This window comes from Sphingopyxis sp. 550B, from assembly GCF_057401805.1.
This window is the reverse complement of sequence record NZ_CM171610.1, coordinates 3,089,130-3,115,200: the sequence shown is the minus strand read 5'-3', so window position 1 is coordinate 3,115,200 and position 26,071 is coordinate 3,089,130. Positions and strand designations below refer to the sequence as shown.

At 63.9% G+C, this 26,071-nt stretch carries 22 protein-coding genes; 15 read left to right on the top strand and 7 right to left on the bottom strand.

The window, feature by feature from the left end; genetic code table 11:
• Window positions 1-26 precede the first annotated feature (26 nt).
• From AC2S9W_RS14555 to AC2S9W_RS14535, 5 genes are all read left to right on the top strand, one after another.
• Window positions 27-719 carry a lytic transglycosylase domain-containing protein gene (locus AC2S9W_RS14555; protein ID WP_486571110.1) on the top strand — a complete coding sequence of 231 codons (693 nt, stop codon included), beginning with the start codon at window positions 27-29 and terminating at the stop codon, window positions 717-719.
• A gap of 214 nt (window positions 720-933) precedes the next feature.
• Window positions 934-2,022 (top strand): IS110 family RNA-guided transposase, encoded by a 1,089-nt coding sequence (locus tag AC2S9W_RS14550; RefSeq protein ID WP_486571109.1) that lies wholly within the window; start codon window positions 934-936, stop codon window positions 2,020-2,022.
• A gap of 513 nt (window positions 2,023-2,535) precedes the next feature.
• On the top strand, window positions 2,536-4,278 hold the full coding sequence (locus AC2S9W_RS14545; protein ID WP_486571108.1) for a relaxase/mobilization nuclease domain-containing protein: 1,743 nt from the start codon (window positions 2,536-2,538) through the stop codon (window positions 4,276-4,278).
• An 18-nt stretch (window positions 4,279-4,296) separates the two neighbouring features.
• Window positions 4,297-6,291, top strand: a complete 1,995-nt coding sequence (locus AC2S9W_RS14540; protein ID WP_486571107.1) for a conjugal transfer protein TraG — start codon at window positions 4,297-4,299, stop codon at window positions 6,289-6,291.
• Window positions 6,288-6,719, top strand: a complete 432-nt coding sequence (locus tag AC2S9W_RS14535) for a CopG family transcriptional regulator (RefSeq protein ID WP_486571106.1) — start codon at window positions 6,288-6,290, stop codon at window positions 6,717-6,719. Before AC2S9W_RS14540 ends, AC2S9W_RS14535 begins: the two co-directional genes overlap by 4 nt.
• On the opposite strand, the gene AC2S9W_RS14530 is transcribed toward AC2S9W_RS14535, so the two are convergent.
• From AC2S9W_RS14530 to AC2S9W_RS14515, 4 genes are read right to left on the bottom strand one after another with little or no spacing between them, the layout of a single operon-like run.
• Window positions 6,695-7,663, bottom strand: a complete 969-nt coding sequence (locus tag AC2S9W_RS14530) for a JAB domain-containing protein (RefSeq protein ID WP_486571105.1) — start codon at window positions 7,661-7,663, stop codon at window positions 6,695-6,697. The genes AC2S9W_RS14535 and AC2S9W_RS14530 overlap by 25 nt on opposite strands.
• Window positions 7,612-8,100: a hypothetical protein gene (locus AC2S9W_RS14525; protein WP_486571104.1), complete on the bottom strand. Its 489-nt coding sequence runs from the start codon at window positions 8,098-8,100 to the stop codon at window positions 7,612-7,614. Before AC2S9W_RS14525 ends, AC2S9W_RS14530 begins: the two co-directional genes overlap by 52 nt.
• A 40-nt stretch (window positions 8,101-8,140) precedes the next feature.
• Window positions 8,141-8,470, bottom strand: coding sequence for a hypothetical protein (locus tag AC2S9W_RS14520; RefSeq protein WP_486571103.1), 330 nt, complete (start codon window positions 8,468-8,470; stop codon window positions 8,141-8,143).
• 59 nt (window positions 8,471-8,529) lie between these two features.
• A complete protein-coding gene (locus AC2S9W_RS14515; RefSeq protein ID WP_486571102.1) occupies window positions 8,530-9,048 on the bottom strand; it encodes a helix-turn-helix transcriptional regulator in 519 nt (172 codons plus the stop codon).
• A 380-nt stretch (window positions 9,049-9,428) separates the two neighbouring features.
• On the opposite strand from AC2S9W_RS14515, the gene AC2S9W_RS14510 reads away from it, so the two are divergent.
• Complete coding sequence (locus AC2S9W_RS14510) at window positions 9,429-10,835, top strand: sugar porter family MFS transporter (RefSeq protein ID WP_486571101.1); 1,407 nt, start codon at window positions 9,429-9,431, stop codon at window positions 10,833-10,835.
• 197 nt (window positions 10,836-11,032) lie between these two features.
• On the top strand, window positions 11,033-12,703 hold the full coding sequence (locus AC2S9W_RS14505) for an acyl-CoA dehydrogenase family protein (RefSeq protein ID WP_486571100.1): 1,671 nt from the start codon (window positions 11,033-11,035) through the stop codon (window positions 12,701-12,703).
• A 43-nt stretch (window positions 12,704-12,746) separates the two neighbouring features.
• Here AC2S9W_RS14505 and AC2S9W_RS14500 read toward each other — a convergent pair whose 3' ends face one another.
• Both AC2S9W_RS14500 and AC2S9W_RS14495 read right to left on the bottom strand, forming a co-directional pair.
• A complete protein-coding gene (locus tag AC2S9W_RS14500) occupies window positions 12,747-14,582 on the bottom strand; it encodes a family 43 glycosylhydrolase (RefSeq protein ID WP_486571099.1) in 1,836 nt (611 codons plus the stop codon).
• Window positions 14,551-15,891 (bottom strand): family 1 glycosylhydrolase, encoded by a 1,341-nt coding sequence (locus tag AC2S9W_RS14495; protein ID WP_486571098.1) that lies wholly within the window; start codon window positions 15,889-15,891, stop codon window positions 14,551-14,553. The genes AC2S9W_RS14500 and AC2S9W_RS14495 overlap by 32 nt, the downstream gene beginning before the upstream one ends.
• Before the next feature lie 500 nt (window positions 15,892-16,391).
• Here AC2S9W_RS14495 and AC2S9W_RS14490 point away from each other — a divergent pair, with 500 nt between their 5' ends.
• The gene (locus AC2S9W_RS14490; protein WP_486571097.1) at window positions 16,392-18,002 is read left to right on the top strand and encodes a neutral/alkaline non-lysosomal ceramidase N-terminal domain-containing protein; all 1,611 of its coding nucleotides are present in this window, start codon (window positions 16,392-16,394) and stop codon (window positions 18,000-18,002) included.
• 72 nt (window positions 18,003-18,074) lie between these two features.
• Here AC2S9W_RS14490 and AC2S9W_RS14485 read toward each other — a convergent pair whose 3' ends face one another.
• Window positions 18,075-19,394 (bottom strand): glycoside hydrolase family 1 protein, encoded by a 1,320-nt coding sequence (locus AC2S9W_RS14485; protein WP_486571096.1) that lies wholly within the window; start codon window positions 19,392-19,394, stop codon window positions 18,075-18,077.
• Between the two features lie 413 nt (window positions 19,395-19,807).
• Here AC2S9W_RS14485 and trbB point away from each other — a divergent pair, with 413 nt between their 5' ends.
• From trbB to trbL, 7 genes are read left to right on the top strand one after another with little or no spacing between them, the layout of a single operon-like run.
• Window positions 19,808-20,785: a P-type conjugative transfer ATPase TrbB gene (trbB, locus tag AC2S9W_RS14480; RefSeq protein WP_486571095.1), complete on the top strand. Its 978-nt coding sequence runs from the start codon at window positions 19,808-19,810 to the stop codon at window positions 20,783-20,785.
• Entirely contained in the window at window positions 20,785-21,117 is a 333-nt protein-coding gene (locus AC2S9W_RS14475) for a TrbC/VirB2 family type IV secretion system protein (RefSeq protein ID WP_486571094.1), read from the top strand. Before trbB ends, AC2S9W_RS14475 begins: the two co-directional genes overlap by 1 nt.
• The gene (locus AC2S9W_RS14470) at window positions 21,117-21,386 is read left to right on the top strand and encodes a VirB3 family type IV secretion system protein (protein WP_486571093.1); all 270 of its coding nucleotides are present in this window, start codon (window positions 21,117-21,119) and stop codon (window positions 21,384-21,386) included. Before AC2S9W_RS14475 ends, AC2S9W_RS14470 begins: the two co-directional genes overlap by 1 nt.
• Window positions 21,383-23,824, top strand: a complete 2,442-nt coding sequence (gene trbE / locus AC2S9W_RS14465; RefSeq protein WP_486571092.1) for a conjugal transfer protein TrbE — start codon at window positions 21,383-21,385, stop codon at window positions 23,822-23,824. The genes AC2S9W_RS14470 and trbE overlap by 4 nt, the downstream gene beginning before the upstream one ends.
• Window positions 23,821-24,531 (top strand): P-type conjugative transfer protein TrbJ, encoded by a 711-nt coding sequence (gene trbJ, locus AC2S9W_RS14460; protein ID WP_486571091.1) that lies wholly within the window; start codon window positions 23,821-23,823, stop codon window positions 24,529-24,531. Before trbE ends, trbJ begins: the two co-directional genes overlap by 4 nt.
• Window positions 24,461-24,784 carry a putative entry exclusion protein TrbK-alt gene (gene trbK-alt, locus AC2S9W_RS14455; protein WP_486571090.1) on the top strand — a complete coding sequence of 108 codons (324 nt, stop codon included), beginning with the start codon at window positions 24,461-24,463 and terminating at the stop codon, window positions 24,782-24,784. Before trbJ ends, trbK-alt begins: the two co-directional genes overlap by 71 nt.
• Window positions 24,781-26,067: a P-type conjugative transfer protein TrbL gene (trbL, locus tag AC2S9W_RS14450; protein ID WP_486571089.1), complete on the top strand. Its 1,287-nt coding sequence runs from the start codon at window positions 24,781-24,783 to the stop codon at window positions 26,065-26,067. Before trbK-alt ends, trbL begins: the two co-directional genes overlap by 4 nt.
• Window positions 26,068-26,071 lie beyond the last annotated feature (4 nt).

The window sequence follows — 26,071 nt, the reverse complement described above, 5'->3', positions numbered from 1 at the left end:
CGGCTCGCTCGGCGCGCTTCCGCGCCATGCGCATCGCCGCTGCCGCATTGCTGGCGCTCGCGGCGCTGCCTGCCGTTCCGGCGGCAGCCCGCGAGGCGGCTGGGCGAGCGTCGGCGGTGCATCCCTATGCCGCGCATGTGACCGACGCAGCACGGCGCTTCGCCATTCCGGAGGCGTGGATCTGGCGCGTAATGCACGTAGAGAGCCGGGGCCGATCGCGCGCGGTATCGCACGCCGGTGCGATGGGGCTGATGCAGATCATGCCCGCGACCTGGGCAATGCTGACGGCGCGCTATCGGCTGGGTTCTGATCCCTTCGATGTCCGCGCGAACATCCATGCGGGCGCAGCTTATCTGCGGATGATGTGGGACCGCTACGGCGACGTCTCGCTGATGCTCGCCGCCTATAATGCCGGTCCCGGCCGCGCCGACGCTTACGCCGCCGGACGACGCGGACTGCCCGCCGAAACCATCGCCTATGTTGCCGCGATCGCACCGTCGATCGGCGCATCGGGCGTCGCTTCGCTCGCCCCCGCGCTGACATCGACGGCACCCAGCTGGCGCAGCGCATCGCTCTTTGCCGGGCGTAGCGAAGGTAGCACGGATGCTCCTTCCGCCGCAGAGCCGGTGCAGATCGGGCGCAACAAAAATGCAGCCCGAGACGCATCCCCTCGCGCGCCTGCGGCGCTCTTCGTTCCGCTTACCGGCCGCGATCAATGAACTTGAGCGCCTGCTATTCGATGGCTTGCCCGGACCTGTTGGCTGGGGCGTTGTGGCTTGTCTGGAAGAGGATGGGGGCATTGCCGCCGTATTTGGCGAGGACTTGGCGTTGCTCCCGACCAGCACGGCCCCTGCGCCCGATGAGAAACCTTGCGTCGTTCCCGCCAGCGGCGCGACCCTCGCTCCGGTCAAACGGAAGCGAAGGAGTCGTGTGATGGAATACTTTACCGGCCTCGATGTCTCGGTCGACGAAACCGCAATCTGTGTCGTTGGCGATGACGGCAAAGTAGCGTTCGAAACCGCCGTCGAAACCGATCCGGCTGCGATCGCGGAGGCGCTCAGGCCATATGCCGACCGCATGCGCCGCGTCGGCCACGAGGCCGGATCGCTGTCGCCGTGGCTGCATACCGAGCTGCTGGCGGAAGGTGTTCCAGCGGTCTGTCTGGAAACGCGTCACGTGCGCGCGGCGCTGTCGGCGCAGCGCAACAAGACCGACGCCAACGATGCACTCGGCATCGCCCATATCATGCGGACTGGCTGGTTCCGCCAAGCGCACGTCAAGACGGACGCCTGCTATCGGATCAGGCTGCTGCTCGTTCAGCGCCGCAATCTGAAGCGCAAGTTCCTCGACCTTGAAAATGCCATCCGCCACTCCCTGAAGGTGTTCGGAATCCGGCTCGGCAAAGTCGGCCGCGGCGCCATGGAGAAGGTCGTGCGCGAGTCTGTTGCCGGCGACGCGATGACCGCTGGCCTGATGGACTGCATGCTTCGGGCGCGCGCTGCCCTGTGGGCTGAGTATCTGACGCTGCACAAGCTGGTCGTGCAGATCGCGATGCGCGACGAGTTATGTCGACGGTTCATGGCTATCCCCGGCGTTGGTCCAGTGACGGCGCTCAGCTTCAGCAGCGCGATCGACGATCCGCAGCGGTTCCGGCGCTCACGCAATGTCGCCGCCTACTTCGGACTGACGTCGAAGCGATGGCAGTCGGGCACGTCGATCGATGTGCGCGGACGCATCAGCAAGGCGGGCGATCCCGACGTGCGCCGCGCGCTCTACGAAGCGGCGTCAGCAATGCTTACCCGGTTCAAGGGCCGCGACATGATCAAGACATGGGGGTTGAAGCTCGCGAAGACGAAATGTCATGCGAAAGCCCGCGTCGCGGTGGCGCGCAAACTTGCAATCGTGATGCACGCGATGTGGCGCGACGGCACCTTTTATGTCGGCGATCCGGACGCGTCTGCGCACGACAACGACGCATCGAACGCAGCGAAACTGCGGCGGCTCAGCCGCGCGAACTCATGAACACCACCGCCCCATTGACTGCCGGTTGACGGCGCAACGAGCTTAGGAGGTCCGCGCAAGCGGCAGAGGAATGATACAGACCTGGAAAACGGGAAGCACGATATCTTGCCTGTGGCCGCCCCGCGCGGACCACGCCGGAGTGCCTGTGATGCTGCCCCGTAAATCCGATAGCGACATGTGCCGCGACGGCGCCAGCACCGCAAAGCTGCGGTCCCAACATCCCGTCGATGAGCCCGGAAGAGTGCACGGCGTATCAGACCTCGACCACATTGCGGATGCTCAACGGCTGTCGTCGAATAAGGGCCGATTACTTGCTATGAAGGAGAGATGGAGATGGCGAAAACTTCGAAAATCACGGAGCCAAATAAGAGGGCAAGATAAAAGACCGGCCAGCTCGCTGGCGGTATGTGGTTGGTTTTGTGCGGTAATATCATATGGCACCCCTGCCTTTGAGCCATATAGCGCCCTGCGTTTGGCCCATTTTTCAGGGGCTTGCGATATGGCAGCGCGCCGATGAGCGCCGACGACAATGATTTCCGCATCAGGCCGGGAAGGGGACGCGATGCCGGGGCCGGATCGGCGGGCCGGGGCAAGCGGCTGGCCGCCGAGGTGCGGCGCGCTGCTGCGCGATCGGGCGCGACGCGGCTCCGGCGCGCCGGGCCATCGCGCGGCGGGACGGGGCGCCACGGGCGCGGCCGCCGCGCCCTCGCGGCCTTACGCCGTGGCCCAGCGATGCGCCGCGTTACGGTCATGGGACGAATCGTCCGGCATCGCGGCGCACAGTATCGCGCCGCGCCGCTCGGGCGGCACATCGCCTATCTCGAACGCGACGGCGTGACACGCGACGGGCGCGACGCCTCGATGTTCGATGGCGTCGGCGACGAGGCCGATCGCGGCGCCTTCGCCGAGTTCTGCGCCGGCGATCGCCACCATTTTCGATTCATCGTCAGTCCCGAAGATGCGGCCGAGCTCGGCGACCTGCGCGGCTATACGCGGGACCTCATGCGCCAGCTCGAGGCCGATCTCGATACGGGTCTCGACTGGGTCGCCGTCGATCATTGGAACACCGACAATCCGCATATCCATGTGCTGGTGCGCGGGGTCGCGGCGGACGGCAGCGACCTTGTCATCGACCGGACCTATATGGCCGAAGGTGTACGCGGCCGCGCGTCGGAGATCGCGACGCTCGAGCTGGGTCCGAGGAGCGAACTTCAGGTCGATGCCGCGCTCCGCCGCGAGGTCGATGCCGAACGCTGGACGAGCCTCGATGCCGAACTGGCGCGTCGCGCGCTCGAGAACGAGATCGTAGATCTGCGTCCGGTCGTGGGGACAGAAGCAGGGCGCGAACGACACCTTCTCGGTCGGGCTGCGATGCTGGAAACGATGGGGCTCGCCTCGCGGGTTGGGCCCGCCCAGTATGTGATCGATCCGGCAGCCGAGGACCGGCTTCGCGCGATCGGCGAACGCGGCGACATCATCAAGACGATGCACCGCGAGATGACGGCGCGCGGGATCGCATTCGACGCCTCGGCGATCGCCATCGGCGAGCAGGGCGAGGGGAGTGTGATCGGTCGCCTCGTTGCCCGGGGGCTCGACGATGAACTCGCCGGATCGGCCTATGCGATAGTCGACGGAGTCGATGGGCGGACGCACCATATTCGCTTTCCCGATCTCCAATGGACGGGGGATGCAAAGTCGGGTGCGATCGTCGAACTGCGGCACTGGGACGGGCGCGACGGCGCCCGGCACATCTCGCTGGCGGTTCGCTCGGATCTGCCGATCGGTGAGCAAGTCGAGGCGCGCGGCGCTACCTGGCTCGACCGGCAGCTGGCATCGCCGGAGCGCACGATGCGCGCCGAAGGCTTCGGACGAGAGGTCCAAGACGCGATGAAAGCGCGCTCCGAGTTTCTGGAACATACGGACCTCTTGCCGCAGGGGAGGGAACGTCCCGTCCCGAAGGAGCGGGTCGCGTCGCTGCAGCGGAGCGAGATGGAGATGGCGGTCGAGGCGATCGCCGCGCGGACCGGCCTCGAGCATCGGCCTTCGGCGCCGGGTGAGCATGTGAGCGGCATCTACCGTGAGCGGGTGCAGCTCGCCTCCGGGCGCTTCGCGATGATCGACGACGGGCTCGGCTTCCAGCTCGTGCCCTGGCGGCCCGCGCTCGAGCCGCACCTCGGCAAGCATATCAGCGGAACCGTGACGGGCGGGGGCGGTATCGACTGGTCGCTCGGGCGCGGCCGCGGGCTCGGCATCTGACCCGACAGGAGAAAGCATATGAACGATCGCATCCTCTGGGGGCAAATCACCGTCATCTTCCTGATCGTGCTCGGCGCGGTGTGGACCGCGACGCAGTGGACGGCATGGGAGCTTGGGTATCAGGCAGCGCTCGGCGAGCCCTGGTTCCGCGTGTCGGACTATCCCGTCTATCCGCCGCCAGCTTTCTTCTGGTGGTGGTTCGCCTTTGACGCCTATGCGCCGCCGGTCTTTTACCGCGGCGCGGCGATCGCAGCATCGGGCGGGTTCCTCTCGATCATCGTCGCCATCTTCATGTCGATCTGGCGCGCCCGCGAGCGTCGCCGCGCCGAGACCTATGGCTCTGCGCGCTGGGCAACCCCGCGCGAAGTCCGCGCCGCCGGGATGCTCGGCGAGGACGGGGTCATCATCGGACGGCTCGGGAAGCATTATCTCCGGCATGATGGGGCGGAGCATCTCCTCTGCTTCGCGCCGACGCGGTCGGGGAAGGGCGTCGGGCTCGTCATCCCGACCTTGCTGACCTGGCCGGGGAGCTGCATCGTTCACGACATCAAGGGCGAGAATTGGGAGCTCACCGCGGGCTTCCGGGCGAAGCATGGCCGCGTGTTGCTCTTCGACCCGACCAACAAGGCCTCGGCGGCCTATAATCCGCTCTTCGAGGTGCGGCGCGGTGAATGGGAGGTTCGCGACGTGCAGAATGTCGCCGACGTGCTGGTCGATCCGGAGGGTAGCCTCGAGAAGAGAAATCACTGGGAGAAGACGAGCCACGCGCTGCTCGTCGGCGCGATCCTCCATGTCCTCTACGCCGAGGAGGACAAGACGCTCGCCGGGGTCGCCGCTTTCCTGTCGGATCCGCGTCGCCCCATCGAGACGACGCTGCGGCGGATGAAGACGACGAAGCATCTCGGAACATCGGTCCATCCGGTCGTCGCGGCCGCGGCGCAGGAATTGCTGAACAAGAGCGAGAATGAACGATCGGGCGTGCTGTCGACCGCGATGTCCTTCCTCGGCCTCTATCGCGATCCGGTGATTGCTGCGATGACAGGTGCGTCCGAATGGCGGATCGCCGATCTGATGGAGGGTGATGCGCCGGTGTCGCTTTATCTCGTCGTACCGCCCGGCGACATCAGCCGGACCAAGCCGCTCATCCGCCTCATTCTCAACCAGATCGGGCGGCGGCTTACCGAGGAGCTCAATCCTGCAGCGCGGCCGCGCCGCCTGCTGCTGATGCTCGACGAGTTCCCGGCGCTCGGGCGGCTCGATTTCTTCGAGAGCGCCCTCGCCTTCATGGCGGGTTACGGGATCAAGGCCTTCCTGATCGCCCAGTCGTTGAACCAGATCGAGAAGGCCTATGGGCAGAATAATGCGATCCTCGACAATTGCCATGTCAGGGTGAGTTTCGCGACCAACGACGAGCGCACCGCCAAGCGAATATCGGACGCGCTCGGCACGGCCACCGAACAGCGGGCGATGAAAAATTACGCCGGGCATCGCCTCTCGCCCTGGCTCGGGCATTTAATGATTTCGCGCACCGAGACCGCGCGGGCCTTGCTGACCCCGGGAGAGGTGATGCAGCTGCCACCCGACGAGGAGATTGTGATGGTGGCGGGCTTGCCGCCGATCCGGGCCCAGAAGGCGCGATATTTTCTCGACGAAAGGTTCAAAGCCCGTCTGCTGCCGGCTCCGGTGAAGCCCGCCCTTGCGCCGCGCCCGAATGATTGGATCAGCGTCCCTGCAAAAGGAGGCGACGAGCCTCTCCTGGCACTGCCGGCTCCCGAAGCGAAACCCGAGGCCGAGCCCGAAGGCGATACGGCCAACAGCGGCATTCGGCAGGAGCCGGAGATCCCGGTCCATGAAGACATCGCGCCGCCGCCGCGACCCGTGCAGGGCGAGTTCGATTATAGCGACGACGATTTGCAAGGCGATGCCGCGCGAGCGCGCGCGGCCGCCGACCGCCGCCTGTCGCGCGCGGCGCGGAATGCGTCGCTCGATCCCGATGACGGGATCGACATGTGAGACGTGCCCATATCAAACAGACCTTCCGTCTCGACGCCGCCCTTGTCCAGCGGGCCGAGGAACGGGCGAGAGCGCGCGGTATCACGAAGACCGAAGTTGTCGAGGCAGCGCTGGCGGCCTTTCTGGCACCGGACGAGGACGACCGCGCCGAAAAGCTGCTGATCCGGCGGTTCGACCGTCTCCTGCGGGTTCTGGAAAGGCTCGAATGGCACACCGATTTGACGAACGAGACACTGGCCCTGTTCGTGCGCCACTGGCTTACCAGCACATCGCCGCTACCCGAAAGCGCGCTTGCCGCCGCGCAGGCGACCGGCAAACGGCGTTGGGACGGTTTCGTCGAGGCGCTGGCAAGACGGATGGATGGCGGTACGAAGCTTGCCGCCGAACTGGGCCGCGGCGAGCGTCAATCCGATCCGGCAACGAAATAGGCTCGAATACGATGCGACGTCTCGGGGTGGAGGCAGATATATGTGCGGCGGCCATCGAGCGGATCAGGTACGCGCTTTACCAGTCCGGCATCGCAAAGTTTCTGGCAAAGCCGGATGGCGCTGCTCAACGGGAGGCTTGGCGTTACCGAGAGCGAGGTCACCGAGAGTGGCGTTCCTTCGCACTCGTGAATGAAGAGGTCGACAAGCATTTCCCAGGCCGGGTCGCCGAAGAGTTCAGGCGCGTCGAACAGATGCAGCCGCAGCAGCCTCCTCCGCATCATCGTCCGCGCATTGGTGAGCGCGATATCGTCGCCATCCGAAGGAGCGCGCCGTTCGGGACTTCTGAGCGTGACCGCGGCGGCAGAGCTTGCAGACGATATCGGCCTGTCGACGAGATGATGCGCGTTGGTCGCGGTTACGACAATATGCGCAAGCACCTCCACCCCCAAGGGGCGGCCGATCTGCTCAAGGTGCCGCGTGACTTCGATATCTGCCTTGCTCGGCGTCGAATCTCCGCTCGGGTGATTGTGGGCTAGAATGATGGCAGCGGAATTCAGCTCGAGTGCCCGGCGGAAAATGGTGCGGGGATAGAGGTTGATTTGCGATATTGTCCCGCGTTGCATTTCCTCGTCGGCAATCAGGCGGCGCGACGGATCGAGAAACAGGATCCGAAAGCGCTCATCGGCAAGGTTTCCCATCGACAATATCAGATAGTGGCTGAGCGCCGGCGCGAACGGGTCGATGCAAATGCCGCGGATGTCCGAACGCGCGGCGGCGATGGCGGTTTCCCGCGCGTGGCGAATGATGGTGGATATGGGGTGGCCAGCTCCCGGGGTCCGAGCGATCGCCTCGGGCTCCTGCGCCCATAGCCGTCCCAGCGACTGGAATTCGTCTAGGAGGGCGTTGGCGATCTCCGCGCCGCGTCCGGGGGCGGCGATCTCCACGAGATGTGCCAGGACGGATCGCTCCCGTAGCGCTTCAGGCGACGTCGATGATGCCAGGTTGCAAGGATGAGGAGGGGCGGGAACAGCCACGACGCGGACACCTGCATCGTGAGATACACGACCGGACTGATGGAGAGATCGGCCGCACGGCTGAGATGGGCGAGCAGAGGGAGCGTGTGGAGAACGGCAGCGGGGATCGTCCAGAAGCGATACGCCACCATCGCCAGGATCAATGTGGCAACGGTTCCGAAAACGTCCTGCGCGAGATAGCCCCAATCGAGCGAATGATAGGACACCGCCCCAGATCCGACCAGCAATCGGTCCCAGATAATGATGATGATTGCGATCCCGACCATCGCACGTTCCGGGCCGCCCCCCTTCCACGCCGCGTAAATGAGAGCGACCAACAAGATGGTGGCGAAGACGGCTATCCGCATCTCGCAGTTTTTTCATGCGGATCGCTCTCGGTCAATTGGATCAGGCAACCGAGGAGAGGGGCGCCGCATCGGTGCCCGCGCTCGCCGGGCACTCCCGCAGGTCGTAGCCGGCAATTTCCTTTCCAAGCTCGGCGAGCTCGCCGTGAGCGCGAAGGATGTTGCCGCTGACCTGGACCAGCGACATCTGCGCCTTCACGAGGCGCACGATCGTCCGCTGACCCTTGGCGGCAGAAACACCCGTCGCGCGGCGCGCCATTGCGACGCTCGCAGTCAGGGTGGAAACGGCAATCAGTGCTTCGTCGATGCTGCCTTCGGCGTTCGGGACATCGCGCTCGAGCCTTGCTGTCATTGCGCCAATATTCTCGGACATAACTTCTCCTTCGCCGAGACCATGGGCGCTCGGCCTTTTTGATATAATCTAAGGAGAGGTCAGCGTGCGATCAGCTGGTTGAGCGCCTGGGCCACGCCAAGGCCGCCCAGAACAATCCAAACCGTTGCGGCTAGTCCGGCCACATAAATCCAAAGCCGACTTGCCGTATGATGATCGCGCCTGAACAGACCCCTGAACGGCGGGCGAATTCCCGTTTGCCCAGTTTGCGCCCCGGAACTGTCATGCAGCGCCGTGACGTCGGGAGGGCCTCCGTCCGGGAAATCGGATCGCACCAATGCCGTGCGCTCCGGAACCTCCACTGTGTCGTATGTCACTTGATCGTATCTTTCCTTCATCTGCCGGTAGATGAAGGCGGTGCCATTGCGATCCTGCGCGCCAAGAACGTCACGCGCGAGGTTGAGGCGTTGATCGACCGTGTGCTTCGAAATATCGAGCAGTCGCGCGATCTCTTTCGACGTCTTGTGCTCGATGAGCAGCTCAAGGCACGCGCGCTGCTTCCCGGTCAGCCGGTTCCATCGATCTTTGTCGTCAATTGGGTGCGACCCCGAATCATCCATGGCGCCACTTTCCCAAAATGCCGCTTCCCGATCAAATCCTTAGGGCCCGAATCCTGGCGTGCCGCGCGGATGCGCGGCGTGGGCCGACGTTTGCTTCCTTCGGAATATTGTGGACCGACTCGTTTTTGCGCTGGAAATTCGTGGGTAATAAAAGTCACGCTTGACGGTTTATGGGGCGGGATATTACCCGTAGTGCGAAAGTTCCGGGTCGCCGAGTTCGTTTCGTCGACCTCGCGGCGCGGTGGCGCGGCGCGGAAGAGCGAATTGTCGTGATGGCTCCGGGCGGACCATCGGCCTTTCGCGCCAAGACGGATGTGCGGGTGGCGGAAGCGCGAGGTCGGTCCTTTGGGGTCAGACTTCAATAATGGGGAGAGGGTCAGATGTCCGACAGGCAGGCACCTGCGACAAATCTGCCGCTGATTATCGCGATCGTCGCGGTCGCTACAATAGGCGGCTTGCTTTTCGGTTACGATAGCGGGGCGGTGAACGGCACCCAGGAGGGGCTGAAGTCGGCCTTCGCGCTGAGCGAAGGCGGGCTCGGCTTCACCGTCGGTTCGCTCCTCATCGGCTGCTTCATCGGCGCATTTCTGGCGGGGCGCCTTGCCGACCTGATGGGGCGGCGGAACGTCATGATTCTTGCCGCCATACTTTTCCTGGTCGGGGCTCTGGTCCAAGGCTTCAGCCATGCGCAATGGCTGTTCGTTCTGGCACGCATTGCGGGCGGCGTCGCCGTCGGCGCGGCAAGCGTGCTCTCGCCAGCCTATATCTCCGAGGTCGTGCCCGCCCATATCCGCGGCCGAATGACGACAATTCAGCAGATCATGATCATCACCGGGCTAACCGCGGCTTTCCTGGTCAATTATTATCTCGCGCGGACCGCGGGCGCGTCGACCAATCTCTTCTGGGGTGGTTATGAGGCCTGGCGCTGGATGTACTGGATGCAGGCGGTGCCCGCGGCCATCTTTCTGTTCGCACTTTTCTTCATTCCCGAGAGCCCTCGCTATCTTGTCTCCAGGGGCCGGCACGGCGAGGCGGAATCCGTCCTCGCGCGCTTGTTCGGAGCGGTTGAGGGCGGCCGCAAGCTCACCGAAATTCAGGCGAGCTTCGCCGACCACAGGCCTTCGCTTCGCGACATTCTCGATCCGGTGACGGGGCGGGTCCGCTCCATCGTCTGGGCCGGCTTGCTGTTGGCTGTTTTTCAGCAGCTCGTCGGCATCAACGTGATTTTCTATTATGGCGCGACGCTCTGGCAGCTTGCCGGCTTCACCGAAAATGACGCGCTGCTGATCAATATCGGTTCGGGCACCGTCTCCATCGCGGCCTGCCTCGTAACCATCGCGCTTGTCGATCGCATCGGGCGCAAGCCGCTCCTTCTTGCCGGGTCGGCTGGCATGGCGGTGATGCTGCTCGTCATGGTCTATGTGTTCAGCCAGGGAACGCTCGATCCGGGCGGCAAGCTCATTCTGTCGGAGCAATTGGGCGTCACGGCCGTCGTTGCCGCCAATCTGTATGTCATCTTCTTCAATCTGAGCTGGGGCCCGGTTATGTGGGTGATGCTCGGCGAGATGTTCCCGAACCAGCTTCGCGGTTCCGCGCTCGCAGTGTGCGGTTTCGCCCAATGGTTCGCAAATTATCTGGTGGCGCAGAGCTTCCCGTTGATGGCGTCGGGTCTCGGACTCGCGGTGAGCTACAGCTTCTATGCGCTTTGCGCGATCATCAGCTATTTCCTTGTCAGCCGCTTCATTCAGGAAACAAAAGGCAAGGAACTGGAAGATATGGCCGGGTGATTGTCGTCGGACATCGATTGCGGACGCTTTGCAATCTGATCTGACTGTTTGTGGTTGTGCTCGATCGACATGGAAGCTAGCGGAAGGGCAAATTGCCTCGACGCCCGGCGCGGCCGCAAGCTTTGGACCGATATGACATGAGCGACCTTCTGCTTTCTCCCAGACTGCTTTCTTTCCAGCTGTTCGAATGGCTGGGCGTGGGCGACGAGGAGGCACGGGACACCTACACTGCCATCATCGACATGGCGCTGCGCATGGCGGCCTCTTCCTTTCTCACGCATCATCGCCAGTCCGACATCGAGGAGCCCTGGCTCGAGGGCGGTGAGGTCCGCATTCTGCCCGCGGCGCGCGAGGCGATGGCGGAGGTGCGCGATGCGGGCCTCTTCGGAGCGACCTTTCCCGAAGCGCTCGGGGGGCTGGCACTTCCCGGAACCATCGGCCTGGCTTTGGGCGGAATTTTCTCCTCCGCCAACGTCGCAACCTGGGCCTATCCGCTTCTCACGGCAGCCAATGCGCGGCTGATCTGCGCTTTCGGCAGCCCCCGACAGATCGAATATTTCGCAAGGCCCGAGATCGAAGGCAGGTGGTTCGGCACGATGTGCATGTCCGAGCCGCAGGCGGGGTCGAGCCTCGGCGACGTGCGTACACGCGCGGTCCGCGATGGCACGGACGAACTCGGCGAGCGCTATCGTCTCTCCGGCAACAAGATGTGGATTTCCGCCGGTGACCAGGATGCCAGCGAGAATATCGTCCATCTTGTCCTTGCCAAGGCAGCACGAGAGGATGGGAGCCTGCCGGCGGGTTCCAAGGGGCTCTCGCTCTTCATCGCTCCCAAATGGCTCCCCGATGGCACGCGCAACGACATCGCGGTCGCCGGTCTCAATCACAAGCTCGGGTTTCGGGGCACGCCGAACTGCCTCCTCAATCTCGGTGAAAAGGGTGGCGCCGTCGGCTGGCGCGTCGGTGACGAGGGGCAGGGTATCGCCCAGATGTTCATGATGATGAACGAAGCGCGCGTCGGTGTCGGCATGGGAGCCGCGGCGATTGCCTATCGCGGATATCGTCACGCCCTTCGCTATGCTCGCGAGCGCCGGCAGGGCCGCCCCGCGGGAATGGCCGGCGGCGATCCGGTACCGATCATCGAACATCCGGACGTCCGGCGAATGCTTCTTCTCCAGAAAGTCTATTCGGAAGGAGCGCTTGCCATTTGTCTCTATTGCGCGAGCCTCATGGACGAGGCGGGCGACGAAGCCGAAGCGCTGCTCGCTCTCCTGACCCCCATCGCCAAGACCTGGCCGGCCGAGTTCGGGCTGATTGCCAACGACCTCGCTATCCAGACACACGGCGGTTATGGCTACACGCGCGATTTCGATGTCGAGATGCTCTGGCGCGACAACCGGCTGAATCCCATTCACGAAGGCACGACCGGTATCCAGGCGATGGATCTGCTCGGTCGCAAATTGCTCCGCTCCGACGGAGCGGCATTGGCGGTCCTGCGCGAACGGATCGGCAAAACGATCGCGCGTGCCGCCGCCGACGCCGAGTTGTCGCGTCATGCCGAAACCCTCGCGGCCTTCTGGGACGAGATCGAGACCGTCATTGGCGGGCTGCGGGACAGGGCGCCCGAGCGCGCGCTCGACGACGCCACGCTCTTCCAGCGCGCTTTCGGTCATGGCGTTATCGGTTGGCTGTGGCTGGACCAGGCCGTCGTCGCAGCAAAGCTGAGCGACGCGGATTTCCGCGACGGGGTCGCGTTCGCTTGCCGCTTCTTTTACGAGGAAGAAATGCCGCAGGCACGGTGCTGGCTGCAGATCGTCGCCCAGCCCCATGATACCGCCGCGAGCATCCCTCTCGCGGCCTTGGACTAGGCGCGAAAGCCAGCCCAAGGCGGCGAGGGACCCTCGATCCGAATCATTTCATGCGAGTCACGGATCCTGCCTTGCGAATTCCGGCATCATTCACCGCATCGACCGCCACATAATAGGCCTGGCCGCGGTTGAGGGTCGGGATCAGGCGCGACGTCTGGCCATCGTAGACCTGGAAAGACTGGGTCAGGAGATCGGGCGCTGTACCCAGCCGGACAATATAGAATTCGGCGCCTTTGGCGGCTTTCCAGCTGACGCTTGCCTTCCGCTCGTCGTCAGGCTGCCGCGCCGCGGAAACGCCGGTCACCGCCGCTGGCGGCGCCCCGTCGCCTTTCCCGAAAACTCTGAGGTCGTAGAGCGAGAATTTCCCGCCGTCGGGCGAGTGCAGGTTCGTCAGCCTGACGTAGCGTGCCCGATCCGCGCGCGGCAGCACCTGATAGTCGTGAGGCGCATCGCGGCCCTCGTCGGCCCGGTCGACCACGGTTCGCCAGTTTCGTCCATCATCGGAGAGCTCGAGCCGGTACCGATAACCGTCGGTGCTGATCCCGGCACCCTTGCTGTCCTGATCGGCAAAGTTGACCTGGACCGCCTCGATCCGCTTGGGGGCGCCAAGATCGATCTGCATCCATTCGCCGGCCGCCCCGGTCCGGGCAGACCACCATGACCGGATTTCTTCATCGACCACGTTTTCCGCCGGATATCCGTCGAGGGTCGACGAAACCGTCACGGCCTTCTTGCGCGACAGCAGCATCCAACCGGTCAACTCGCGATTGCCGTCGATATAGCGGGGATAGTCGGCAAGATAGGTGTCGGCGACGATTTTCCCATCGGGCGTGAACCATGTCGGGAATAGCGCCAGGCGCCGTTCGAAGATGTGCCGCTGCGAAATCGTCGTGGTGCCTGCGTGCCACCATTTGCCGCCGGGACCCCGGAATGTATTTCCGTGCCCGGCGCCGGCGACGAACCCCGTGGGCTTGATCGCGAATGGATTATAGCTCTGATAGGTGAAGGGTCCCATCGGGCTCGTCGCGGTCAATATGCCGTTGGCATAGCTCTTCCATTCGGTCCCGGGCGCGGAATATTCGAGATAGTAGCGCCCGTCATGCTTGGTCATCCAGGCGCCTTCCATATAGCTCGGCTTTTCGTCGAGCTCATTATTGTCTCCGACGACCTCCCAGCCACGCGACCGCTCGTCGCGCGAGGCCGGAACAAGCGTGCGCGGCGTCAGACTCTGGAATGTTTTCGGATCGAGCTCTTCGACTTCGAGCGGGTTTTTCTCGCTCAGACCATAGTACATGTAGAGGCGGCCGTCGTCGTCGAGGAACAGCGCCGGATCCCAATAGTGCATGGGTATTTCAGCGGCGACGTCCCATTTGCCGGTCGACGGATCGTCGGTGACGAATATCTTCGAGCCCATGTCGCTCGTCGCCATATAGAGGCGCTCGCCGATGACGACAGCGGTCGGTGCATATTTCTCGACCTGCGCACCCTCCTGTTTGACGAAGGTCCAGCGCAGCAAATCCTTCGACCACCAATAGCCGTGCGAATGCGAGGCGAAGAGCCAGTAACGATCCTTGAAAAACACGATCGTCGGATCGGCGGCCTCCCGAAAAATAGCTTTTGTCGCCTTGGGATCGCGGATCGGCTGATAGCGATAGGGAAGGTCGATGGGATTGGCGAAGGTGGCAAGGCGCCTGTCATCGCTTTTGGCCATAACCGTAGCGGGTGCGCTAAGCGCCGCAATTGTGGACGACAGAAGGATGGTCAATGCGGGCATGCGTCCAAACGTCAAAGTTAATCTCCCCTCCACATAGGTGGACCGCTGTCGGAGCGCGGATGGTAAAGCCTCTTCAGCGGAGGCCGTTGCGCTTCGCGATCGCACCCAGCACCGACGCGCTCGGCTTGGGCGTGCGGCGGAACGTCGTCCGATCGACCTCGATGAGGCCATATTGATGCTTGTAACCCGAGACCCATTCGAAATTGTCGAGCAGCGACCAGTGGAGATAGCCCTTCACGGGAACCCCCTCGTCCATCACCTTCTTCAGTTCGGCGAGCGCTGATGGGATCAGATTGGCGCGGACACGGTCGTCCGCCGAGTTCACGCCATGCTCGGTGACGATGATCGGCACCTTCGCGACCGAATGGGCATAGCGGACCGAATTGGCCAGCGAGTCCGGATAGACGATGCCACCGCTCGCATTATAGGCGACAGTATCGCTCGCGCTGCGTGTGTCGCCCTTGGGCGGCTCGACCTTTCCCTTCGCGTCCCACAAGACGCGGTCGTAGTTCTGGACGCCCAAGAAATCGTCGTCTCGCGCCAGCTCCAGCCACGGGACATAGGCTTCCTGCCGAAACCGATCCCGCAGACTGTTCGGCCCGGCCTCGTGATCGTCGGGCATAGCGAGCGCGACCCCGACAGGAAGGTCCGGGCGCGCGGCCTTGATCGCCGCTTTCGACTGCCGGTGTGCCTCAAGCATGCGGAGATTATAAGCTTGTTTGTCATCGATACCGATATTCGCCATCGCGAAACGGTCGCTGCCGGCCGCCTTGGCCGCAGCCGCCATACTTGCCTCCAGCAGCTTGGCGATCCGCTCGGGGCGCGGCGGTTCGAAGCTGGCGACAAGCGGATTGGGCTCGTTCAGCGTGATCGCGTAATCCATGTACGGCGCCAGATGGCGGGCGGCGCGATCGCAGAACCGCGCAAAAAGGTCCACCGCATCAGCATTGTTCCACCCACCGCGCGCGGCGAACCAGCGCGGCGAGGTCCAGTGGCTGAACGTCACCATCGACGTCAGGCCGCGCGCGCGAAATCCCTCAAGCATGGCTTTGTAGTGATCGAGCATGGCGATCGAGAATCTGCCGGGCTCGGGTTCGATCCGCGACCATTCGATGCCGAAGCGATAGCTGTTGTACCCCAGGGATTTCACGAGGTCGAGGTCGCGAGGCCATAATAGCAGGCTGTTCGTCGCATCCCCGGACGGCTCGGCGAAGAATGTCGGCTTGACATGCTCGGCCACCCAGAAGTCGCTGTTGACATTGTTGCCCTCGGTCTGATGGCCGGAGGTGGCAGCGCCCCAAAGGAAATTTTCAGGAAATCGTTGCGACTTCGATAGTGCGGCAACGGCGCCCGCGCTTCGCATTGCCATGAGGGCTGCACCCGCACCGATCAAGGTTCGCCGATTCCAGTCCATCTTTTATCCTCATCCCGTTCGTTGTCGTTACGCCAAGATTGCGATGGAAAGTGATCGCATGCCCGGTCGATATCGAAGGGCGCTTGGTTGGTTCGCTCTGCAATTCATAGAGGGATGACGCGCATATGCAAGCTACACTGACTGTTTATTGCTCAGTGGTGCCCGATCGAGAGTGGTCACGCCATGAGCGATCATAAATCCCGGCTTGAATAAACAGTCAATTTAGCTTGTAACATCGGCGATGGGTTCCTAGGCTTTCGGCAGCTTCGGCGCACTGAGCCTTTCTGCGGAGCGGGGCGTGTCCGCTCCCAGCGCCGAGGGCTCGGATTTGAGGCTGAGATAAAAGAGGGATCGGGCGTCGTTTAGGTGGTGAGGCCAGGATCCAGCCGGCGAGGCAGGCAGCGCAGCCCGCATCTTCGGCGGGCCTCCGGGCTGCCCATCGAGCCAGAAACGGAACCAGGCCGCGCAAAGCTCGCGCTTGAACGCACAGGAACCAGGAAGTGAAAAGCGACCGAACCGCAAGCTGGCTGGAATTGAAGCGCACGACGATCCTTGTCGGGGCGGTATCCGCATTCGTCAGCATTTGGTCGATATTCGCTTTCCGCGGCCTGCCGTATCTCTCCGATGGAAGCTTCTATATTGCGGAATGGCCATTCCTCAGTTGCGTGGTGGTCGTCGCTCTCCTGCTGGTCAATCTTGTCCTCGTCTCGAAGAAAAGCACGCGGCCGAGAAAGATATTGGCGATCCTCTCCGCGTTGGCGGTGGTCAGCGTCGTGATAAATTCAATCGCCTTTGCTCTCAATAGGGAGGGCGATGGAATGATGCCCGATCCTTCGCAAGAGACGGGGGCCGTATCGCGTCAGCAACCGATCCGTGGCGGACCTTTGTTCATGGCTGGCGCGGCGAAAGGCGAGATCACGCCGTCAGCCTATCTGATGCCGATGCCGCTCCTTTACGGTCTTAAGTTCAGGTCGATCAACGACCCGGTCTACGCCAGGGTTTTGGCGATGTCCGATGGCACACAGCAGTATCTGTTCATCACCCTCGATATGACGCTTGTGCCCCAGGCCGACGAGACGCTGCAATTTATCCACCAGCAGACAGGAATTCCGATCGAGAACATCTTTGTCGCTGCTACCCACACGCATGGAACGACGCCCGTATCGCTTTTTGACTACACGAGCCCCGCGGACAGCAGAAAGAGCCGCAAGTGGTACGAGGAGATCAAGCGAACGCTTGCGTCCACCATCGCGCAAGCCCGGTCCAACATGGTTCCCGCCCGCTATGGTTACGGAGAAGGACAGTCTCTGATCAACGTCAACAGGGATATCGTCGTTGGCAAAAAATCGGTTCTTGGCAGCAATTTCGAACGGCCGAGCGACAAGACGATCCGAATGGTTCGCATCGAGGATCTGAATGGGAAGGTAATTTCTCTGATCGTGAATTATGCGGTTCATCCCGTCGTGATGAACGGAAACCTCTCCGGCATCGGGACGCCGATCACGGGCGATATCGCCGGCCGCACCAGCGCCAAGATCGAAGCGCGGTGGGGCGACGCTGTGGTCCTTTGGACCATGGCCGCGGCAGGAGATCAGAATCCGCGATTTATGACGCAGTACACCGGCGCGATAAAGGACGGGGAACCGCAGAGGAGGAACCTCGGAAGCGCGGGATCGGCAATATTGGAATATCTTTCCGACGAGCATGTCCGGGACATCCTGAAGGCCAATGCCGGGATCGAGGCGACGCAGGTCGCACCCGAGTTTCACAGCGCCGAAGCGGTTGCACTGGTGGACACCATCGATGTCGGCAAGAAACAGCCCTACAAGCTGCGATTGCTGACCTTGGGCGATATCGCATTCCAAGGCGTGTCGGCCGAGGTGGTGACGTCGATCGGCAAGGCGGTGAGGGAAACATCGCCCTATCGAAACACGATCCTGGTGACGGCCGCCAATGGGTATGAAGGCTATGTCGCGGATGACTGGGAGTATGAGCATCAGGCCTTCGAGGTAAAAGATACTCGGGTCAAGAAGGGCGCGGCGCAGATAGAACTCGTCAAGGGGTTCACGGCACTGTTCAACGACACGGCGCCCCCGCACCGCGCGCCTTGACTGAAATATCTCCTGCGACTGAGATAGGCGCGGCGCCGCGCGCGCGAAAAATCGCGCGCCGCCCCCTGCCAATCAGAGCGCGTTTCGTCTCGCGATGGCGCTATAGATCGCCGCGCTCGGCTTGGGGGTCCGTTTAAAAGTCGTCCGGTCGACAGCGACAAGTCCATATTGATATTTATAGCCGAATATCCACTCGAAATTGTCGAGCAGCGACCAGTGGAGATAGCCCTTCACCGGAATGCCTTCGTCGATGGTCTTCTTGAGTTCGGCAAGTGCTGCCGGGATCATGCGCGCGCGAACGGCATCGTCCTGCGCGTTGACACCATGCTCGGTTACGAAAATCGGAACTTTCGCGACCGAATGGGCGTAGCGCACCGCGTTCGCGAGCGAGGGCGGATAGACTTCGGCACCAGCCGCGTTGCGGTCGCCGTCGCCATGGACTTCGACGCTACCCTTGTCATCCCAGAAGGTGCGCTCGTAATTCTGGACGCCGAGGAAATCATCCTTTCGCGCCGCTTCGAGCCATGCGCCATAGGTCTTGGTCCGGATTGCATCGCGGATGCTGGCGCTGCCGATCGGCTGGTCGTCAGGTATCGCAAGGGTCACGCCGACAGGAAGATCGGAGCGGACCGCCTTGATCGCAGCGCGGGCCGCCTCATGCCCGGCAATCATGTTCCGTTGCAGGGTATCGACGTCGTCGACGCTGATCGTGTTGCCTGTCACGAAGCGATCGCTGCCGACCGCTTTCGCGGCCGCTGCGCTCATCTTCTCGATGATCGCCTTGATGCCCCCATAAGTCTGCGCTGAAAACCCGTTCCGGATCACGAGGATGAGATTGGGTTCGTTCAACGTCATGGCATAGCCGATGTCGCCTGCAAGGTGACGCGCGGCCCGATCGCAGAAGTTCGCGAAGAGCGCAGGCATTTCCGGGTTGGTCCAGCCGCCTCGAGCCGCAACCCATCGCGGCGTCGTATAATGGTTGAAAGTGACGAAGGGGACGAGACCGCGCGCGCGGCAGCCGTCGATCATCGCCTTGTAATGGTCGAGCATTGCCACCGAAAACTGACCCGGCTCGGGTTCGATACGCGACCATTCGAGGCTGAAACGATAGCATCCTAGGCCGAGGCGCTTTACCAGGTCGAGATCCTGCGGCCAGAGTTCGAAGCTGTTGGCGGCGTCGCCTGACGGCTCGGCGTAAATCGTCGGCTTCACATGCTCGACCAGCCACGTGTCGCTGTTGACATTATTGCCCTCGATCTGGTGGCCTGACGTCGAGGCACCCCACAAGAAGCCCTTCGGGAATCGTCCCATTCCCGACGGCGCCGCGCGAGCAACCAGCGGTGCAGCACTCGCTGCGGCGGCGGCCCCCAACAAGGTTCGACGATCGATCATGTGATTCAACTCCCAAAATGCCCTCGGTCCCATAAGCCAGGTCGATCGGCAGCTTCCTTCGAGGCCGGTGTTCCGGCGTTGGCATATTCGATAGCGAAGCATCGGTCTAGATACAAGCAAAGCTGACCGTAAAATAATGATCGCCTTTGGAGGCTCGGACCAGAGTGGCCCCGGATGCCCCGGAACCCATACGCATGTCGGGGGGGCGGAACCGATGTCGATTCGCTGTGACGGCGCATGAATTGAGCCGCCCAGATATCCTCGCTCGTCTGACTCTACCCACGCTGCGGCTTCTTCTTCTACACCAGGCTACGCCTGATGATTTTTCATGTTGAGCCCGGGCTTCTTGTGGCTCTTTTACTCGTCCCCGTCGAGCCGGGTGCCGTTGCCCGGACCATCAAACGGGGTTTCCAATGGGCGCAACATCGACCGTCAATGAGCCGCAGGCGCGCGCCGCGCGCATGTTGCGCACGGCGCTCGGCGGAGCGATTGCCGAGTGGCTCGCGGACCCCGCCGTCATCGAAATCATGCTTAACCCCGATGGCCGGCTCTGGGTCGATCGGCTCGGCGCTGGCATCGCCGACAGCGGTCTCATGCTCGCCGCCACCGATGGTGAACGCATCATCCGTCTCGTCGCCCACCATGTCGGCGCCGCGGTCCATGCCGGCTCGCCGCGCGTCTCCGCCGAGCTGCCCGAAACGGGAGAACGCTTCGAGGGGCTGTTGCCGCCGATCGTCGCCGCGCCAACTTTCGCGATCCGCAAGCCCGCCGTCGCGGTGTTCACGCTCGGCGACTATGTCGATGCCCGCATCATGTCGAATATCGCGGCGGAGATCCTGCGCTGCGCCGTGGCCGAACGGAAGAATATCCTCGTCGCCGGCGGCACGGGCACAGGAAAGACCACGCTCACCAACGCCTTGCTGGCCGAAGTCGTAAAGACGTCCGATCGGATCGTGCTGATCGAGGACACGCGCGAGCTCCAATGCGCGGCGCCCAATCTCGTCGCCATGCGGACCAAGGACGGGGTCGCCACACTTGCCGATCTGGTACGCTCGTCGCTGCGCCTACGGCCCGATCGCATTCCGATCGGGGAGGTCCGCGGTGCTGAGGCGCTCGAACTTCTGAAAGCCTGGGGCACCGGCCATCCGGGCGGCATCGGGACCATCCATGCTGGCAGCGCGATCGGTGCGCTCCGCCGGATGGAGCAGCTCATCCAGGAAGCGGTGATCACCGTCCCGCGCGCGCTGCTCGCCGAGACCATCGATCTGGTCGCCGTACTCGTCCGCGACGGCGCCGGGCGCCGCCTTTCCGAACTTACCCGCGTCGACGGCCTCGATCCTGCGACCGGTCAATTCTGTCTGACCCCGCTCATCCCCGAAGGAGAAATTTGATGATCCATGCCCTCCGGCATGGCGCACGCCGCGCCATCTTCTGTTCGACCGCACTGTTCGTCGCACTCGCCGTGTCCGCTCCCGCGCGAGCCGGAGGTTCGTCGATGCCGTGGGAAGCGCCGCTCCAATCGATCCTCGAGAGCATCGAGGGGCCGGTCGCGAAGATCGTCGCGGTGATCATCATCATCGTGACCGGGCTCAGCCTCGCGTTCGGTGACACCTCGGGCGGCTTCCGTCGCCTCGTCCAGATCGTGTTTGGCCTGTCGATCGCCTTCGCGGCATCGAGCTTCTTCCTGTCCTTCTTTTCCTTCGGCGGCGGAGCGCTGGTCTGATGGAGAGCCAAGGCGAGGTGCCGGGCTTCTTCGCGCCGGTCCACCGGGCGCTCGCCGAGCCCATCCTGCTCGGCGGCGCGCCGCGGTCGCTCGCGATCGTCAACGGCACGCTCGCCGGGGCGATCGGCCTCGGCCTTCGGCTCTGGATCGCCGGCCTCGCCATCTGGGCGATCGGCCATGCGCTCTCGGTCTGGGCGGCGCGCCGTGATCCGCTCTTCGTCGACGTCGCCCGGCGTCACCTCAAATATCCTGTCCGGATGCGGCCATGATGAACCTTGCCGAATATCGCTCGAAATCCGCCTGCCTCTCCGATTTTCTCCCGTGGGTCGCGCTGGTGGGCGAGGGCGTGGTGCTGAACAAGGACGGATCGCTGCAGCGCACGGCGCGCTTCCGAGGTCCCGATCTCGACAGCGCCACGCCCGCCGAACTCGTCGCGGTGACCTCGCGGCTCAACAATGCGCTGCGGCGGCTGGGATCCGGCTGGGCGGTGTTCGTCGAGGCGCAGCGCCTGCCGGCGAGCGACTATCCGCAATCGGAATTTCCCGATCCCGCCTCGGCGCTGGTCGATATGGAGCGCCGCGAGCAGTTCGGGGAGGAAGGGGCGCATTTCGAGAGCCGCTACTTCCTGACCCTCCTGTGGATGCCGCCCGCCGAAGACGCTTCGCGGGCGGAAGGGTGGCTCTATGAGGGCATGGCGCGTTCGGGCGTCGATCCGCGCGAGCATGTCGCGAGCTTTACCGACCGCACGGGCCGCGTCCTTCATCTCCTTGAGGGCTTCATGCCCGAGGCCGACTGGCTCGATGATGGCGAAACGCTGACCTATCTCCACTCGACCGTCTCGACGAAGCGGCAGCGCGTTCGGGTTCCCGAGACGCCCGTCTATCTCGACGCGCTTCTGACCGACCAGCCGCTCGTCGGCGGCCTCGAGCCGCGGCTTGGCTGCTCGCATCTGCGCACGCTGACGATCACCGGCTTCCCGTCATCGACGTGGCCGGGGCTGCTCGACGAGCTCAACAGGCTTGCCTTCGCCTATCGCTGGTCGACCCGGGCGATCATGCTCGACAAGACCGATGCGACCAAGCTGCTGACCAAGATCCGGCGGCAATGGTTCGCCAAGCGCAAGTCGATCGCCGCGATCTTAAAGGAGGTGATGACCAACGAGCAGTCGGTGCTCATGGATAGCGACGCCTCGAACAAGGCCGCCGATGCCGACATGGCACTTCAGGAACTCGGCGCCGATCATGCTGGGATCGCCTATGTCACCGCGACGGTGACGGTCTGGGACAACGATCCGGCGCTCGCGGCGGAAAAGCTTCGCCTCGTCGAGAAGGTCATTCAGGGCCGCGACTTCACCTGCGCGATCGAGGGCATGAATGCGATCGAGGCCTGGCTCGGGAGCGTCCCCGGCCACGTCTATGCCAATGTTCGCCAGCCGCCCATTTCCACGCTCAATCTCGCCCACCTGATCCCCCTCTCGGCAGTTTGGGCGGGGGCGGAACGGGACGAGCATTTCGGTGATGCCTCCTTGCTTTATGGCAAGACCGAAGGCTCGACCCCGTTCCGCCTTTCCCTTCACGTAGGCGACGTCGGGCATACGCTGATCGTCGGGCCGACCGGCGCCGGCAAGTCGGTGCTGCTCGCCACCATGGCGATGCAGTTCCGCCGCTATCCCGGCGCGCAGGTCTTCGCCTTCGACTTCGGCGGCTCGATCCGCGCCGCGGCGCTCGCGATGGGCGGCGACTGGCAGGATCTCGGCGGCGCGCTCCATGATGGAGAGGGCGGCGTGGCGCTCCAGCCGCTCGCGCGGATCGACGAGGCAGCCGAGCGCAGCTGGGCCGCCGAATGGCTTGCCGCAATGATCGCGGGAGAAGGCGTCGAGATCGATCCGGCGGCGAAGGAGCATCTCTGGTCGGCGCTGACGTCGCTCGCGACCGCCCCCGCGTCCGAGCGGACGCTGACCGGGCTCGCGGTCCTGCTCCAGTCGATCGAACTCAAGCAGGCGCTCGCGCCCTATTGTATCGGCGGCCCGTGGGGGCGGCTGCTCGATGCCGACGACGAGCGGCTCGGCGACGCCGCAGTGCAGGTGTTCGAGACCGAAGGCCTCGTCGGCGCGGCGTCGGCGGGTGCGGTGCTCTCATACCTCTTCCATCGGATCGCCGGGCGGCTGGATGGCTCGCCGACGATGATCATCATCGACGAGGGCTGGCTCGTTCTCGACAGCCCGGCCTTCCCCGCGCAGCTTCGTGAATGGCTCAAAACGCTGAGAAAAAAGAACGCGAGCGTCGTCTTCGCGACCCAGAGCCTTGCCGACATCGAGACGTCGAGCATCGCGCCCGCGATCATCGAAAGCTGCCCGACGCGGATATTTCTGCCCAACGAGCGCGCGCTCGAGCCGCAGATCGCACGTATCTACGAGCGCTTCGGCCTTAATGACCGGCAGATCGAGATTTTGAGCCGGGCGACGCCGAAGCGCGACTATTATTGCCAGTCGCGGCGCGGCAACCGCTTGTTTGACGTCGGGCTCGGCGACGTCGCATTGGCCTTCACGGCCGCCTCCTCAAAGACCGACCAGACACGCATCGGCGAGCTTTTCGCGGCGCATGGCCGTGCCGGCTTCGCGGCCGCCTGGCTCCGTCACCGAAAGCTCGAATGGGCGGCCGAGCTCCTCCAACCCACCGCTGCCCCCAACCAGGAGTCCCCCCAATGACGAAGAATTTTGCCCGCCTTCTGGCGGCCGCGCTGCTCGTTTCGGCAGCTGGCCCGATGGCCGCCGCGCCGGCCAATGCGCAGGTCGGCGGCATCGTCCATGATCCGCGCAACTATTCGCAGAATATCCTGACCGCGGCGCGCACGCTCGAGCAGATCAACAACCAGATCAAGCAGCTCCAGAACCAGGCGACCTCGCTGCTCAACGAGGCGCGCAATCTGCAGAGCCTGCCGACGTCGACGCTCGGCGAGCTGCAGGCGCAGATCGACCAGACGAAGCAGCTTTTGAGCGAGGCCGAGGGCATCGCCTATGATGTCACCGACATCCGCAAGGGCTTCGAGCAGCGCTACAAGGGGACCGCCTTCTCGGGGCCGGCGGCGGCAATGGTCGCCAATGCCGAGGCGCGCTGGAAGGACAGCGTCGGCGCCTTTGAGGATGCGATGGAGGTGCAGGCCGGCATGGTCTCGAACATGGGCGGCACGCGTACCTCGATCTCGACCATCGTCGGCGCCAGCCAGGGGGCGACCGGTGCACTGCAGGCGGCGCAGGCGGGAAACCAGCTGCTCGCGATCCAGTCGCAGCAGATCGCCGACCTCGCCGCCGTCATGACGGCGCAGGGCCGCGCCGAGATGCTCGATGCCGCCCGCGCTGCCGCCGCCGAAGCCGAAGGCCGCGAACGCTTTCGCCGCTTCCGCAAGGGCAATTGAGATGGGCCGGGCGGGCGGGCTGGTCGTGGGGGCAATCGTCCTGGGTCTTGCGCTGACCCTGGCCCTCATCGCTTCGCTCGATCCGCCCGCGCCTCGTGCGTCCGCTCCCCCGATCTCCGGAGCGGACGCACTCCCTTTCACCGAGGAGGTGCTCAGGCGCTGCCGCACGATCACCGAGGCCGACCCCGAATGCGAAGCCGCCTGGGACGTCAAGCGGCGCCACTTCTTCCGCGACGACAAGGATCCGACATGAACGACACCGGCGTGATCGACAACTTCCTGTCGGTCTTCTCGACCTATATCGACAGCGGCTTCGGGCTTCTCGGCGACGAGGTCGGCTTCCTCTCGTCGACGCTGATCGTGATCGACGTGACGATCGCGGCGCTCTTCTGGGCATGGGGTACCGACGAGGATGTGCTGCAGCGGCTCGTCAAGAAGACGCTCTACATTGGCGTGTTCGCCTTCATCATCGGCAATTTCCAGGCGCTTTCGGTCATCCTGCTCGAAAGCTTCGCCGGCCTCGGGCTGAAGGCGAGCGGCGGCGGACTCGCGATCGGCGATTTCATGCGCCCCGGCATGGTGGCGGCGACCGGCCTCGACGCGGCCGAGCCATTGCTTGACGCGACAGCTGATCTCGTCGGCCCGGTCGGCCTTTTCACCAACTTCGTCCAGATCATGATCCTGCTGATCGCCTGGGTGATCGTCGTGCTCGCCTTCTTCATCCTCGCAGTGCAGATCTTCGTGACGATACTGGAATTCAAACTGGTGACGCTCGCGGGCTTCGTCCTGCTGCCCTTCGCCTTCTTCGGTCGTACCGCCTTCATGGCCGAGCGCGTTCTCGGGCATGTCATCTCATCGGGCATCAAGCTGTTAGTCCTCGCGGTGATTACCGGCATCGGCGTCACGCTGTTCGAGCGCTTCATGGAAGCGGGGTTTGGGACCGAGCCAGACATTCGCGAGGTGATGGCGATCGCACTCGGCGCGCTCACATTGCTCGGTCTCGGAATATTTGGCCCGAGCGTTGCCAATGGCATCGTCGCTGGCGGGCCCCAGCTTGGAGCCGGAGCCGCAGCCGGGACCACTCTTGCGGCCGGGGCGACCATCGCAGCGGGGGCCGCCGGCGCCACCCTCTCAACCGGCGCCGCCGCATCGATGGCCGGGAAGGGCGCGGCAGGAGCTTCGCGAGCCGCCGGTTCGGCATCTGCCTCCTATGCCCGCGGCGCTGCGGGCAAGTCCGGGATGCGAGCCTTTGGCGCCGGCATGGCAAGTGTCGCGCGCGACGCCGCCAGCGGCGCGGGTTCGCCGCTGCGCCGCGCCGCGGCCCGTCTCCGGGAGAATTTTGTCGAAGGGCAGGCCGGCAAACCGGCGCGGGCACCAACCGGCGGCGGCGGCGAAACTTCTGAACCGCCGACTTGGGCGGCCGCCATGAAACGCCGACAGGCGATCACCTCGGGCGCGACCATCGGCGCGCAGACCCTGAAGGCCGGCGACAGCCATGGCGCCGGCTCATCCCCCGACATCAGCCAGAAGGATTGACCTC

Coding starts and splice junctions, on each gene's coding strand:
- AC2S9W_RS14515 (WP_486571102.1), bottom strand. CDS start 9,048: ATGGATGATTCGGGGTCGCACCCAATTGACGACAAAGATCGATGGAAC.
- AC2S9W_RS14555 (WP_486571110.1), top strand. CDS start 27: ATGCGCATCGCCGCTGCCGCATTGCTGGCGCTCGCGGCGCTGCCTGCC.
- AC2S9W_RS14475 (WP_486571094.1), top strand. CDS start 20,785: ATGATCCATGCCCTCCGGCATGGCGCACGCCGCGCCATCTTCTGTTCG.
- AC2S9W_RS14510 (WP_486571101.1), top strand. CDS start 9,429: ATGTCCGACAGGCAGGCACCTGCGACAAATCTGCCGCTGATTATCGCG.
- AC2S9W_RS14540 (WP_486571107.1), top strand. CDS start 4,297: ATGAACGATCGCATCCTCTGGGGGCAAATCACCGTCATCTTCCTGATC.
- AC2S9W_RS14485 (WP_486571096.1), bottom strand. CDS start 19,394: ATGATCGATCGTCGAACCTTGTTGGGGGCCGCCGCCGCAGCGAGTGCT.
- AC2S9W_RS14495 (WP_486571098.1), bottom strand. CDS start 15,891: ATGGACTGGAATCGGCGAACCTTGATCGGTGCGGGTGCAGCCCTCATG.
- AC2S9W_RS14520 (WP_486571103.1), bottom strand. CDS start 8,470: ATGTCCGAGAATATTGGCGCAATGACAGCAAGGCTCGAGCGCGATGTC.
- AC2S9W_RS14545 (WP_486571108.1), top strand. CDS start 2,536: ATGAGCGCCGACGACAATGATTTCCGCATCAGGCCGGGAAGGGGACGC.
- AC2S9W_RS14470 (WP_486571093.1), top strand. CDS start 21,117: ATGGAGAGCCAAGGCGAGGTGCCGGGCTTCTTCGCGCCGGTCCACCGG.
- trbL (WP_486571089.1), top strand. CDS start 24,781: ATGAACGACACCGGCGTGATCGACAACTTCCTGTCGGTCTTCTCGACC.
- trbJ (WP_486571091.1), top strand. CDS start 23,821: ATGACGAAGAATTTTGCCCGCCTTCTGGCGGCCGCGCTGCTCGTTTCG.
- trbK-alt (WP_486571090.1), top strand. CDS start 24,461: ATGCCGCCCGCGCTGCCGCCGCCGAAGCCGAAGGCCGCGAACGCTTTC.
- trbB (WP_486571095.1), top strand. CDS start 19,808: ATGGGCGCAACATCGACCGTCAATGAGCCGCAGGCGCGCGCCGCGCGC.
- trbE (WP_486571092.1), top strand. CDS start 21,383: ATGATGAACCTTGCCGAATATCGCTCGAAATCCGCCTGCCTCTCCGAT.
- AC2S9W_RS14525 (WP_486571104.1), bottom strand. CDS start 8,100: ATGCGGATAGCCGTCTTCGCCACCATCTTGTTGGTCGCTCTCATTTAC.
- AC2S9W_RS14550 (WP_486571109.1), top strand. CDS start 934: ATGGAATACTTTACCGGCCTCGATGTCTCGGTCGACGAAACCGCAATC.